At 63.4% G+C, this 13386-nt stretch carries 13 protein-coding genes; all 13 read right to left on the minus strand.

The window, feature by feature from the left end:
* Positions 1-144: 144 nt before the first annotated feature.
* The 13 genes from ACQKI2_RS17065 to crcB all read right to left on the minus strand — a co-directional run bounded on the left by ACQKI2_RS17065 (position 145) and on the right by crcB (position 13309).
* On the minus strand, positions 145-918 hold the full coding sequence (locus ACQKI2_RS17065) for a hypothetical protein (RefSeq protein WP_427380830.1): 774 nt from the start codon (positions 916-918) through the stop codon (positions 145-147).
* A 10-nt stretch (positions 919-928) separates the two neighbouring features.
* Positions 929-2500 carry a hypothetical protein gene (locus ACQKI2_RS17070; protein ID WP_427380831.1) on the minus strand — a complete coding sequence of 524 codons (1572 nt, stop codon included), beginning with the start codon at positions 2498-2500 and terminating at the stop codon, positions 929-931.
* A 241-nt stretch (positions 2501-2741) separates the two neighbouring features.
* Positions 2742-3677, minus strand: coding sequence for an alpha/beta fold hydrolase (locus tag ACQKI2_RS17075; RefSeq protein ID WP_427380832.1), 936 nt, complete (start codon positions 3675-3677; stop codon positions 2742-2744).
* A gap of 178 nt (positions 3678-3855) precedes the next feature.
* A complete protein-coding gene (locus ACQKI2_RS17080; protein ID WP_427380833.1) occupies positions 3856-4602 on the minus strand; it encodes a DUF695 domain-containing protein in 747 nt (248 codons plus the stop codon).
* 65 nt (positions 4603-4667) lie between these two features.
* Positions 4668-6740, minus strand: coding sequence for an amidohydrolase family protein (locus ACQKI2_RS17085; protein WP_427380834.1), 2073 nt, complete (start codon positions 6738-6740; stop codon positions 4668-4670).
* A 396-nt stretch (positions 6741-7136) separates the two neighbouring features.
* Positions 7137-8669, minus strand: coding sequence for an acyl-CoA carboxylase subunit beta (locus ACQKI2_RS17090; protein ID WP_427380835.1), 1533 nt, complete (start codon positions 8667-8669; stop codon positions 7137-7139).
* Positions 8670-8828: 159 nt separating this feature from the next.
* Positions 8829-9338, minus strand: a complete 510-nt coding sequence (locus ACQKI2_RS17095; RefSeq protein WP_427380836.1) for a hypothetical protein — start codon at positions 9336-9338, stop codon at positions 8829-8831.
* Between the two features lie 111 nt (positions 9339-9449).
* Positions 9450-10178 carry an ATP12 family chaperone protein gene (locus ACQKI2_RS17100; protein WP_427380837.1) on the minus strand — a complete coding sequence of 243 codons (729 nt, stop codon included), beginning with the start codon at positions 10176-10178 and terminating at the stop codon, positions 9450-9452.
* 42 nt (positions 10179-10220) lie between these two features.
* Positions 10221-10679 carry a hypothetical protein gene (locus tag ACQKI2_RS17105; RefSeq protein ID WP_427380838.1) on the minus strand — a complete coding sequence of 153 codons (459 nt, stop codon included), beginning with the start codon at positions 10677-10679 and terminating at the stop codon, positions 10221-10223.
* A 258-nt stretch (positions 10680-10937) separates the two neighbouring features.
* A complete protein-coding gene (locus tag ACQKI2_RS17110; RefSeq protein ID WP_427380839.1) occupies positions 10938-11618 on the minus strand; it encodes an HAD-IA family hydrolase in 681 nt (226 codons plus the stop codon).
* The gene (locus tag ACQKI2_RS17115) at positions 11615-11878 is read right to left on the minus strand and encodes a hypothetical protein (protein WP_427380840.1); all 264 of its coding nucleotides are present in this window, start codon (positions 11876-11878) and stop codon (positions 11615-11617) included. Before ACQKI2_RS17115 ends, ACQKI2_RS17110 begins: the two co-directional genes overlap by 4 nt.
* A gap of 1 nt (position 11879) precedes the next feature.
* Positions 11880-12929: an RluA family pseudouridine synthase gene (locus ACQKI2_RS17120; RefSeq protein WP_427380841.1), complete on the minus strand. Its 1050-nt coding sequence runs from the start codon at positions 12927-12929 to the stop codon at positions 11880-11882.
* Positions 12926-13309, minus strand: coding sequence for a fluoride efflux transporter CrcB (gene crcB, locus ACQKI2_RS17125; RefSeq protein ID WP_427380842.1), 384 nt, complete (start codon positions 13307-13309; stop codon positions 12926-12928). The genes ACQKI2_RS17120 and crcB overlap by 4 nt, the downstream gene beginning before the upstream one ends.
* Positions 13310-13386 lie beyond the last annotated feature (77 nt).

Genomic DNA, 13386 nt, shown 5'->3' on the forward strand with positions numbered 1-13386 from the left:
GGGCGAGGTGCCCACACCGCAAACATCTTTTCTATCCGGGCGCCGCGGCGCCCGCCGCGCAGGCTCCACCTTGAGGGCCACCCGAACCACCCCAAACCCGGATGGCGCCGCCAGTCCGGATACAGACATATGGAAACATGTCCCTCACGTCACCGAGCCATATTCCGCCCCGGTATCCTGGAACCAGCGTTGCCAGAAGGCTTTCACTTCGCCGAGTGGCAGGGCGTATTCCTGGCGGGGCACCACGCGGGCGGCCACCGCCACGCCCTCAAGGCCAGGCCGCAGGTCCATCAGGGGCGAGCCTTCGAAGGCTTCCCAGGCGGTGCCGGCCTTGTACATCGAGAAATCCTTCGAATGCTGCATCAGGTCTGACACCAGGATCAGCCGCCGCGCAGGAACCGCGGCCTGGAAATCCGGACGGTCGCCAAGCGTGAACATCGCCTCCATCAACGGGGAGCTGGGCGCGACCGTATCCACCAGCACCTCATCGGCGCGCGCCATCAGCGGCTTGTGGAACTTCGCCTGCCAGGCCTGCTCGATCATGCGTGGGTTCTGGAAAATCGGATTGGCGCCCGCCGCGCTGCCCGGCGAGCAGCCGGACCAGACCGTGAGCGGATCATAAGGGGAGGCCGCATTGGGCACGCTCAGCGTCAGGCGGCCATATTTGGGCAATGCCCGCGCCTCGTCCTCCAGCAGGGCGCGCACCCAGGCAAGGTCGGTCGAGTTGAAGGGGTCAGACTGGTCCACCAGAACGATGGTGTGCGAGGGATCCTGCCGGTCCATCCGGCAATTGGTCTCACTGTCGGTCGCCGGGGCCTGGTTCATCGCCGCTGCTGCGAACAGTCCGAATACGGATGTCAGCATCAGCGCAATCGCGCCGCGCCAGAACCAGGGGCCTCTTTCCTTGCGTCTTGGCATGGCGGCCTCCTCAGCCGGCTTTCTTGGCGTCACCGCCCTTGGCGTCGCGCACCCTGGCAATCTCCTCGACCACCTTCTTCTCGACCGAAGACAGCCCCTGCTGCACATGCTGGATATGCGTCTCCAGCCATTCCCGCGTCAGGTTCAGCGCCATGATGTTCTGCTCGATCGTCTTGATGGCGGCGTTGGCCTGCGTGCGCTCCTTAGTCAGATCGAAGGGCGGCAGTTGCGGCGTCAGGATTTCGTCGAAATAGGCCGGACAGGCTGCCTGCTCGCCCAGCTTGTCGCGCAGCTGGTTTCGCTGGCGCCGGTGGGCCTGCCGGTAGGCAACCTTCAGGCCGCGCTCCTGATCGGCCGCCTTTGCGGCCACGGCCACGGCAATATCCCGCCGGGCCTCGATGACATTCATTGCCTTCTCGATCTCGCGCTTGGCCTGGGCATGGCGGGAAAGCTGGGTTTCAAACCACAATCGGCTGGCGGAAAAATAGTCGGAAAGATCACTTCGCAAATCCTCCCGCAGCTGCTGCCGGCGCTCATAAGCCTTGCGTTCCTTGCGCCAGACGCGGCCATAGCCGGGGTATTTGTCCGAGATCCGGTCATAGCCCTCATAAACGGCAATGGAGAAAACCGTCAGCCCAAGGATCAGCAGCGCCAGCGCCACGAAACTGTCGAGGCTGAAGATGTTCGGGAACATCTCCCGCATGACGGCGCCGGGCGGGATTTCAAACATGGAGAATTCCGCCAGCCGGCCAGCGGCCTCAGCCGCGGCCAGCGCGTGTTCCACCGCGTCCCGGTAATGCGCCACGAAGAAATTGAGGAAGATGCCGATCAGGATGCAGATGCCGGCAATTGTGCCCCCGGCGATCTTCGCCGGCAGGGCCGGATGGTTGAGATAGCGCAACCCGAAAAAGCCCGCCACAACGCCGAAAAGCACGTTCACGGCCGATACGCCAAACGCGATCATCAGCCCGCCGAGAAGCCCGGAAGACTGGGCATCCTTGAACAGCAGCGCATTGAACGCGCCCTCCACCAGCATCACGAACATCAGGATGGCGATGGCCTGTTCGACATTCTTCTTGATGTCGGGCGTGCGCTGGCCGATCTGCTCTCCATGGCGCTCGCGGAAGCTTTGCAGCTCAATGATCGCGGCAGAATGGCTGGACTTTGCGTCTTCCGTATCGTCCACCTCATAGTGGCGGAATTCATGCTCCTCTGCCTTGATTGCCTCGCGCAGCTGGTCGGGATGAATGTCCGAAGGCGTCTGATCCTGAATATAGTTGCGTACGCTGGCGGCGGTGGAGGACATCCATGTGGTCAAGCCCCGGCGCACCTCTTCGGCACGCTCGGCGATCAGCTGCTCGCGCTCGCTCCATTGATCCTGCGTGATCGCCTCGGAAACGGGAATGGCATCGGCCGCGTCGCGGCGCGCTTCCTTGCGGGTGATGCCCCGGCTCAAACCAAGATCGCCCTTCGACCGCTTTCCCCTCAATCCGTGAGCGGAAAGTTCATTGCGATCCTCGAAGGTTTTTACCTTCTTCTCGAAGCCCGTATCCGTGCCCCAGCGCACAGTTTTCCTGTTCATCGCGAACCTCTCGCCTGCGAAAGTTTCCATTATTCAGCCCGCGATGAGGGTCTGGCCGGAGGCTTAACAAGGTTCTAATCCTGCGCCCACCTCGCTAAAACGTAATGTTTGTTAACGGACAAATTTTTCAGGACTGACTTGCCATGTTCTCAAGGCCTTGGAGGCGTAAGCTCAAACAGCTGTGTCCGGAGCGCCACAGGGCGGCGCTAATATCCTGCTAACACTTGTGGCCAAATCGCCTTCAGGCGGCAACCTTCGCCTTGAGCAGCGTCAGAAGCTCCGTGCCCGACTGATACGGCACCAGGATGTCTCCGCTGGTCAGATACGAGACCGGAACACCCAGGCGCGCCGCCTCGCTTTCAAAGCCCCGCTTCCAGCTGTCGGTCGTTTCCATGCCGGAGATGGCCAATGCCGGCACGGAGGAAAACAGGCCATCCCGCAGGAAGGGGTCTCCCTTCAAGGAGGGCTGCAATTCCTGTTGCCAGGTTTCCGGGGTGATGGCGCTGGCAATTTCCCAGGCTTCGGCCATCTCCCGCGGATAGGTTTTCACATAGGCGACATCGCCGGGGCTTTTCTGGAAGCAGGTCTGATAGAACCACTGGCTGCCGAACTGTTTGCCCGCCTGCCGGATGGCGCCCAGCGAGATGCGGGCGCCCGCCCCGCTTTCGGTGGTCTGCGACAGGAGGCGGCCAAACCAGGCCGGCCGGAATTCGCCCATGACATCCCGGTTGAAGACGCAATTGGCGAACACGCTGAACGTTACCCGGCGGGATTTCAGCGCCAGGCGCGCGCCCACGGGATTGGCCGAGCCGACCGACACGAGAACGATGTTCTCAAGGCCAGCCTCTTCAAAGAAGGCCTCGATAATGGCCGCCTGCTGATCGATACTCGCGACAGGATTTGACGCGCCGAAGCCCGGACGGCGGATACTGAAGACCCCGAAACCGGAATTGGCCGCATCAATACAGAAGCCCCAGGGCGGGCTGGTGGGGTATTCGATCGAGGTGAGGAAGATCAGCGGACGCAGATGATCGCCGCCGAACTGCATGTATTCCAGGCGATCGTCTGAATTGCCGATCGCTGCCGTCTGCCAGAAACGCAGAACGCGCTTCTTGTCCCCGATCTGGTCGAGGAGGTTGCCCCGCGAAGGCTGTTTCTGATTCCGACCCAAATCCATCGTGCGGTTACATACCGGAAGCACGTTTGGGATGAAATGCTAGAGTTGTTTCTTGGGCGCAATATTTTCGCGAATAATTGTTAGCTTCTGCATTGATTGTAATCAGGCGCCACTATTCCGGGTACAAACATGCAGCAGCACCCGTTATGGGTGGAGAAGGGTGATCCTGTAGTATCTACTACACAGTGACCGGAGATTCCCATCCGTCATACTGGCCCCCGCCCTCCCGCGCGCGCCGGGCGATGGTCAAAGAATGACCAGATACGTCGTTGAGCTGCAATGTGCCGTGATGGGCCATCCGGACGAGCCAGAGCGGCCCGGCGTCCGGCGCGGGCGCAATCGAATCAACGCGGTAACCGGTGTCCCGGGCCCAGTGTGCGAATCCCTGTGCGGCGGCCTCTTCCCGGAAATAAATCCAGTGGCCGATTTCGCGCGGCTTGGCCGGGTCATCGCCCTGCTGCTGCAGCGCGCCCTGCACCTCCATGTCGACCATCACCTGGCGGTCGTCCTCGGTGGGGTAAAGATCCTGCCAGTAGACGGACTTCTCCGGGTCCGGCTCGACATGGATTTCCGGCGCGTAACCTGCCGCAGCGGCGACCGCATTCAGCGCCGCTTCCAGCTCGCGCGGGCCTGCCGGGATCAGCGCCAGAACCCAGCGCGCGCCATTATTGGTTACCCGTCCAAGATATTCCCCGCCATGCGCGGTGATGATCTTGTCGAAGGCTTCATCAAGTTGGTTGACGGGCCCGGATTCCTCGCGGGTCGTCATGCCGTCCCCGCGCGGCGATTTCAGCGGGATGCGGATTTTCATCGAATGCGTCAGCGGCAGATCGCCGAGGCGTTTGGCAATGCCGTCATTGAACACGATGGAGGCAGGCAGGCCGCCCATCTCCGCAAAATACATCCGCCATGCATCTTCGGCCATCGCCGCGCCTCCTCCCGCTTGCGGCCCCTCTTCAGGGTCCGCGATTTTCCATGATTGCCGCCAGCCTAATCGCGCGATGCGGGCGCCGTCACTGCAGGAATTTCAGTGAAAGGCCGGATGCCGAAATAGGGATAGATCTCGCTGGGGAAATAGACCGTGTCGCCCTTCGAAACGAGGCGGATGGTCTTGATGGCCTTCAGATCTTCCACCGGATTGCCCGGCACGAGGAAGAAGTCTGCCTGCTTGCCCGGCTCGATGGAGCCGAGCTCTGCGCTGAGCCCCATATAGTCAGCCGCTTCCAGCGTGGCGCGGGCGAGGATTTCCGCCGGGGTGAAGCCGACATTCTGGTAGAGTTCCAGCTCCCGGTGCAGCGTCAGCGCGCCGCCGAGGTCGGTGCCGAACACGATGAACACGCCGCGATCCTTCATCCGCTGGATGGTGCCGGTGATCTGGCCGAAGGCGCCGCGATAGGCCGCGTCTTCCTCCGGGCTGCCGATAGCAGACCAGGCCGCCCTTGCCGCGCGCTGCACGGCAATCGGCATATGGTCCACATAGTCCGCCATGCCGGCCTGCACCTCGCCATTGCGGGAGAGAAGCAGCGCCTCATGGATGGCATAGGTCGGATCGATGGCCACGCCGTTCTCGGCCATCAGGTCCAGCGTGCGGGAGGCGGCCGGGCCGTCGAGGTCCACCTTCGGCAGGCGCTGAAGCGCGGTGAGGCGCAGCAGGGTCCGGGTGTCTTCCTCCGGCGCGAGCACCCAGCCCAGCATCAGCTGGTTGATATGGGTCATCTCGTCATAGCCTGCTTCCAGCATCGCATCGGCATTGGTGAAGGCGGGCACATGGCCGCTGACGCGCAGGCCGCGTTCCTTGGCACGCGCGACGACGGCGGGCACCCAGGCGGGGTTCATCGAATTGTAGATCTTGATCTGCCAGAAATCGCCTGCATCGGCATACCAGTCGACGGCGGCGAGGGCTTCTTCCTCGCTGGTGACGAGGATGCCGTTATTGGAGTTGAACGGGCTCTTGCCCTCAATGAAACCGGAGCGGACGACGCGCGGCCCGGCGAGCGTGCCCGCCTCGATTTTGGCAATCAGCTCACTGAGCACCGGGTTGTCATTGCCCATGTCGCGCACCAGCGTGACGCCGGCGGCGATATTCTTCAGCGCGCCGTCCTGGCCCATATGGCCGTGCATTTCGGCAAGCCCCGGGATGAGCGAGCCGCCCTGCCCATCCACCACATAGGCGCCGGACGTAACGGCAGCCCCCACTGTGACCGATGCGATCACGCCATTTTCGACAAACACCGTGGACGGCGCAGACATCGCCTTGGTCCCAGGATCAAAGACGCGGACATTGGTGATCGCCAGCGGCGCATCGAATTTGTGAGCCGTCGCCGCCTGGGTGTCTTCCAGCCGCTCTGTCGAAAGGCGCGTGGCAAGCTCCTTGAGCTGATCATCGGCCTCTTCATAGCCCTGCCGCACGACCACAAATCGCGGCGAGATCATCGCGAACAGCCCGCCCTTTTCATCCGTGAGGAAATAGGTGGGGTCCACATCATCGCCGACGAGGGCATAGGCGGTGGCCGCCACAGGTCCGCCTTCGCCCTCGATCTGCAGCGTGTCCTGCGGGCTCATCGACAGGGTGCCCGCCGGCCAGGCCGGCAGTGTCCTGTCGTCATCGGCCAGAAGCGCCTTGGCATAGATGGCGAGGGTGTAGGGCGAAGCGTTCTGCGGAATGTAGATGGCCGGTTCTGTCTGCGCGGCGGAGGCAGACCCGGTCGTGTCGGTCCAGCTGGCAACGCCATCTGTCAGCGCGAAGGTTTCGTGGATTTCGTTGCCGAAGGTGGTTGCCCCGTCGATGGTCCAGCCGATGGGGAGGCCGTCTTCGCTGAGCGTGATCGTTTCGGCCAGCGTGGGGCCCCGGCCATTGTTGCGGTATTCGTAATCGACCTTGACGGTGTTGCCTTCGGTGATGGCGACGAGTTGGCCGAGGGTCTGGCCAAACAGGCGGACGGAGAAGGTCTCCGTCACCGGGACGGGCGCCGCCTCTGCGATGGCCGGGGCCTTTGCCTCATGCGCGCACGCGCCCACCACAAACAGCGCCGCCAGCGCCGTGCCCGCAAACCGGTTCATCATCTGAAACTTCCTCTCTGCCGCCGCTGCACCAGACGGGCGCGGCCTGTTTAGAGGCATTGGTGGCATATCGGGGCGGGGGTGGGAAGACGCGGGGGACAACCAGTAGGGTGGGTAGAGCGCAGCGAAACCCACCACTCATCGCTCTCAACAAAGCAGCCCCCCTCCGTCTGGCCGCTTCGCGTCCAGCCACCTCCCCCGCTTCGCAGGGGAGGATTGAGGGTTCGTCCAGGCGCTACATCATCCTCCCTTGCGAAGCGGGGGAGGTGTCCCGAAGGGACGGAGGGGGCTACCCGCTTGCGATCAGCCGCTTCGCAATCGGAAAAGTCTGGCCCCCGGACAAGCGCTTCGCACTTTCCGGGGTGACGGCAGACCGTAGAAGCTCAGACAAAGCCGCCCTTACAGCGGAATATTATCGTGCTTCTTCCACGGATTGCTGAGGGACTTGTTCTTCAGCGTGCGGAGGGAGTTGGCTACGCGCTTGCGGGTGTTGTGGGGCATGATGATGTCGTCGATATAGCCCCGCTTCGCGGCCACATAAGGGTTGGCGAAGTTGGTTTCGTATTCCTTGGTGCGCGCGGCGAGCTTTTCCGGGTCGCCGGCTTCCTTGCGGAAGATGATCTCCACCGCGCCCTTGGCGCCCATCACGGCGATTTCGGCCGTCGGCCAGGCATAGTTCACGTCGCCGCGCAGGTGTTTGGAGCTCATCACGTCATAAGCGCCGCCATAGGCTTTCCGTGTAATGACGGTGACCTTCGGCACGGTGGCTTCGGCATAGGCAAACAAGAGCTTGGCGCCGTGCTTGATGAGGCCGCCATATTCTTGCTTGGTGCCCGGCATGAAGCCCGGCACGTCCACGAACGTCACCAGCGGAATATTGAAACAGTCGCAGAAGCGCACAAAGCGGGCGGCCTTGCGGGAAGCGTCAATGTCCAGAACGCCGGCCAGCGTCATCGGCTGGTTGGCCACCACGCCGACGGTGGAGCCTTCGATGCGGCCAAAGCCGCAGATGATGTTGCCGCCAAACTGGGGCGAAATCTCGAAGAAGTCGCCCTCGTCCACCACCTTGGTGATCAGCTCTTTCATGTCATAGGGCGTGTTCGGATTGGGCGGCACGAGCGTATCAAGGCTCATTTCCTGCCGGTCGAAGCTGTCATGCACCGGGCGCACCGGCGGCTTGTCGCGGTTTGAGGCAGGCAGATAATCGATCAGGCGGCGGATCTGGACCAGCGCCTCGATGTCGTTCTCGAACGCGCCATCGACCACGCCGGATTTCTTGGCATGAACGGAGGCGCCGCCGAGGGTCTCGTGGGTGACTTCCTCATTGGTGACGGTCTTCACAACGTCCGGACCCGTCACATACATGTAGGAGGTGTCCTTCACCATGAAGATGAAGTCGGTCAGCGCGGGGGAATACACGTCGCCGCCGGCGCAGGGGCCCATGATGACGGAAATCTGCGGGATGACGCCGGAGGAGAGCACGTTCTCCATGAAGATGTCGGCATAGCCGGCCAGCGAATCAACGCCTTCCTGAATACGCGCGCCGCCCGCATCGAAGATGCCGATCACCGGCGCGCCATTCTTGACGCCCATCTGCTGCACCTTGACGATCTTCTCGGCATGGGCGCGGGAGAGCGAACCGCCGAACACGGTGAAGTCCTTGGAGAACACATAGACGAGGCGGCCATTGATCGTGCCATGGCCGGTGACGACGCCATCGCCGGGAATCTTCTGCTCTTCCATGCCGAAATCGGCGCAGCGATGCTCGACGAACATGTCGTATTCTTCAAAGCTGCCCTCATCGAGGAGGACGTGGATGCGCTCACGCGCGGTCAGCTTGCCCTTGGCATGCTGGCTGTCGATGCGGGCCTGGCCGCCACCGATGCGGGCATCTGCCCGTTTCTGCTCGAGAGCCTCGATGAGATCCTGCATGCCGCGCTGCTCCTTCAATCCGTCAGATTTTTGATGCTTCCGCGTGACTGAATAGCCACTCCGTGAGGCTTGGCAAGCTCGCGCAGGGTCAACAAAGCTATGCGCCCCAGGGCTCCAGGCCTGGGGCGCTTTCCGGTGATTAAGGGTTACGTTGCGTTATCAGCGGCGGCCGGGAGGCGGTCCCTTGCGGTAATCGCGGTTGTCGGGGATGCCCGAAACCGTGGTGACGCGGCCATTGCGCACCTCGCAATCAACCCGGGCCTCTATATCGCGCCGGCCGGTTTCAAACTCGACCTCCTGGAAAGTGACGAAGAAATTCCGGGGGCCGAGCTGGCGGGCCCACTGGTCCTTGTCGAAGTCCACCTCACGGAAACCGGCGCGGCGGCCTTCCGTACGGATCGCCGAGCGGCAGGCCTGAACGGCATCGCTGCGGAGGTCAGCCACCTGCCGGTCGGTCTGGCCCCATTCGTTGCGGCCATTATAGCGCGGGCTGCGGAAATCATCCCGGTGGCCGGCGCTTGCGCTGAGGGTCACCTGCGCGCCGAGCAGCGGCGTCTCGACCTTTGCAATCGTCCCGCGCGGGCCGTCTGCGGCTGCCGGGAGGGCGAAGAGCGCCGGCGCAGCAAGCGCAACGACGGCGGCTCCTAGAGTTCTGATGGGCTTCATCATGGGAACAGAAAACCACACCCCCGCCAAACCGGCCCTGAAGCGCGCGTTCATTCCCGGTTTCACCCCGGTTCATCTGGCTGTCAGGAAATGGCCCGCTTTCGCCAGGGCCGATCAGTCCTGCAGGCTCTCCAGCCAGCGGCCGAGGGCGTCGGATTCGATTTCCTTGGCGTCGGCGGCGGCGCGGGCTTCTTCGTCCTCGCCCCAGCGCTGCATCTGCCATTCTTCATCGATGCGCGAGAGATGGAAGGCGGACTCGGCGGTGAGCGCGCCCTCTGTCAGCGCCATCGCCAGCAGCGCCGAGCCATAGAGGCCGCAGCCATAGACCAGCGCCGTCAGCCGGAAATCATCGAGGCTGAGGGCATAGTCCCGCGCTGCCTGCAGCGAGGCGCCGGGCTGGGGCGCGGCTATGATGCCCTCGGTGGTGATCAGGATGACACCGAGATTTTCCGCTGCCCAGTCTCGCACCGGCGACCAGCGGGCTTCCTGCAGCGCGGCGAGTTCGAAGGGCTCCTCAGCCATGTGGCAGAGCAGATCGGTCTCGCAATAGCGCGCCACCTCTTCGGCCATTTCCTCGCGCAGCTCCGGCACGCGGTCGAGGGCGACATTGGCCAGCCGGGTGAGGTGCATGTGCAGCAGGTCGATATAGGTCTTCTGCTCGGCCCATTCCTCGGCGAGTTCCTCGGCCAGCGCTTCGGTGGGCAGGCGCAGCAGGGCGCGGGCCGGCGTCTTGATGCTGCGGCCATCCAGCAGGATCTGCCAACCGCCGCCCTCGGCGGGCTCGACGGTGACGTCCTTGTAAAAGCGTTTGGGGCGATCAGGGGAAGAAGGTGTGCCGGTCATGCCTGCCCTTACGACGAACAGCGCCCGCTTCCAAGCCCGGCGCTAGGGCGCGGTAGGGTAGACCGCAGCGGGGCGGGCCTTTTCGAAGGTGGGCGCGGAGAGGGCCATCACATCCTGCACATGCCGGGTGGCCGGATCGACCAACGCCAGCGACCGGCCAAAGCGGATGGTGCGCAGGCTTTCCGCTTTCAGCTCGGTCACCACGATCACGCGGAATTCGGCCCCCACCATCGGCACTTCCGGCGGCAGGGTCATGCCCGGCGCCAGAATATCCTCGACCGGGGAACGCCCGAAACAGAGCCGGTCGCGCCTCAGGCCCACCTTGCAGGTGGCCCCGTCCAGCTCGAAGTTGCGATCGAACGCGGCGAAATCGGACTTGGTAAACTGTGTCAGCGTCGACGCCTGGACGGCTTCGGCGGCCTGCGGCCGGGTTGCCACGAACGCGCCGAGAGCGAACAGCGCCGCCCCGGCAATTCCCAGCTCTATCATAAGGGTTTTCATGGTTCTATCGATTGCGCTTGGCCCAGCACGGCACACTCTTGGGAGAACATTTCCCGTTTAACGCGCCGATTGCGCCAGATGTTCCTAACAATCTGTAAAAATCCTGCCGGGCGCGCCCAGATGAAGTTGCGGCTGCAAGGGCGGATCTGACGTTCCCGCAGCAGGTGGGCCAGGAGCCGGTGATCGGGCCGGGAACCGCGTCATCGGGCACGGTGGGAGTGCCCGCAGCCCTGCCAGGCCTGACTGATTCTCGCCGCCTCAGGCGAAAGCGAACATTCTGAGGCTTTCCGTCAGCGTGGTGAACTCGTGATGGACCTCGTCAGCCCCGGCGGCGGTGAGTTCCTCCGCCTTGCCGAAGCCCCAGCTGACCCCCAGAGCGCGCACGCCGGCGGCCTTGCCCATGGCCATGTCGTGGATGGCGTCGCCGATCATCAGGCTTTCCTGCGGGGCGCAGCCCAGCGCGGCCATGGCCTGCTCCACCATGAAGGGATGCGGCTTGCCGGGGCCGTCATCGGCGCACCAGACTGTATCGAAGAAATGGCGCAGCTTGTGCTTTTCAAACAGAGCCTCCACCCCGCGATGGGATTTGCCCGTGGCCACTGCCATCAGCCAGCCTTCGGATTTCAACTGGTCCAGCAGCTCCAGCGCGCCGGCATAGAGCGGCTCATGATGGCCGGGCGCGGTACGGTGGAGGACGAAGGATTGTTTGTAGGCTTCTACCAGCGCCGCCAGCCGGTCTGCGCCGATATCGGGCGGGGCGAGCGTTGAGAGGGCTTCGGTGAGGCTAAGGCCAACAATGCGGCGGGTGGCGTCATAGTCCGGCGGCGGAAGACTTGCGCCGCGGAAGGCGGTTTCCATACAGGCCTGGATCACGTCGCGGCTGTCCACCAGTGTTCCATCCACGTCCCATATGGCGAGGCGCAGCTCTGTCAGTTTCACGTCTTCGTCTCCCTGCCTTTTCGCCCTGCCACCCGCATGCCCACAATGGCACCGACGCAGAGCGCAATGGGAAGGAAAAACAGCGCCGATTCCCAATTCAGCAGAAAAGCCTGCCAGCGGCTTTCCAGCGTGCAGGCCGAGGCAAATTCCAGCGCCGCCCGGCACATGCCGCGCGAGAAGAACATGTAGATCACGAACACCGAGCCGCTGAGCCCGGCGCCGATAGCCACATTGATCCAGAAACGCAGTGTCAGGAGCATATCAGATGAAGGGGGCGAGCGGGTCCTTGCCGGCTTCCTGTTCCAGGAAGCCGAGTGTTTCGAAGGTCTCTTTCATGTGTGGGGGCAGCGGCGCGATGATCTTGATCGGCTTGCCATGCTCACGTGGGATGATCAGCGCGCGGGCATGCAGGTGCAGCCCCTCGGCGAGGCCCTGGGGCACTTCGCGGCGCGACTTGTATTTATGGTCACCCAGAATGGACGTGTTCATTTCCAGCATGTGGAAACGCAGCTGGTGCATCCGGCCTGTTTCCGGGCGCAGCGCCACCCAGGCGGCCTTGGGGCCTGCTGTGGAAACGACGGCATAATCGGTAATCGAATGCTTGGCGCCCTCAACGCCCTGCGCGGAGCGGATCATCCGTTCACGGTCACCATCACGGCGGCGCGTGGCGTAAGGGTCCACCGGGCGATAGCCCGACGGCTCGTTGATGTCGGGCACGCCTTTGACCATCCAGCAGCGGATCTGCCCGGCCTGGGGGCTGGGCACGCCAACGGTCACGGCCCAATAGACCTTGTCCATCTCCCGCCCACGGAAGAGTTCGGTGAGCCGCGCGGCAGCGGCGGGATGTTTGGCCAGCAGCAGGACGCCGGAGGTATCCTTGTCCAGCCGGTGGACCAGCACGGGCCGGTGGCCGTCTTCTTCCATACCCGCCAGCAGACCGTCAACATGGCGCCCCTGGCCCGAGCCGCCCTGAACAGCAAGCCCGGCCGGCTTGTTGATGGCCAGCATGTCATCATCCTCATAGATGATGATGGAGCGGAGGAATTCGCGGTCTTCTTCGGAAATCCTGCGCGCAGTCGCCGCCTTGCGGGCGCCGGCATCTTCCGAAGCAAAGATCGGGAAGCGGACTTCGTCAGCCGTCTCAAGGCGGGTATTGGCCTTCGCCCGGCCGCCATTGACGCGGATCTGCCCGGTACGGAGCAGTTTCTCCACCTGGCCCTGGGTGACGTTCATGCGGCGCTTCAGCCAGCGGTCAAGCCGCGCGCCGGTTTCCTTTTCCGACACGGTTTCAGTAATGATCTGTCCGCTCATGCGAATATCCTGCGGGCCATCCAGAGGCCGATTAAGAGAGCCGACACACCGAGCGAAACGGAAAGCAGGACATAAAGCCCCGCCTTGAGCGTTTCGCCTGAGCGCAGCATGTTGGCGATCTCGAGTGAGAATGCGGAAAACGTGGTGAAGCCGCCGAGCAGGCCCGTGGCGAGGAAGAGGCGGGTTTCCTGCCCAACGCCTTCCGCCTTCAGGGCCAGCCAGCCGGCCAGCAGGCCCATCGCCAGGCTGCCGAGGATGTTCACAAATGCCGTGCCCCATGGCCAGCCGAGCGGCAGATGGCGCACAGCCATCATTCCCACGCCGTGGCGCAGGCTCGCGCCGAGGGCGCCGCCGAGGGCAACAAGAAGAAATCCGTTCATGGCGCGCCTTTTACGCTGAGGCAGCAGATTAAGCCAGCCTGCACCCCAGAGCGGGCGCACACGACCAAATCCAGCCC

The sequence above is a fragment of the Hyphomonas sp. NPDC076881 genome (assembly GCF_050269995.1).
Classification (GTDB): domain Bacteria; phylum Pseudomonadota; class Alphaproteobacteria; order Caulobacterales; family Hyphomonadaceae; genus Hyphomonas.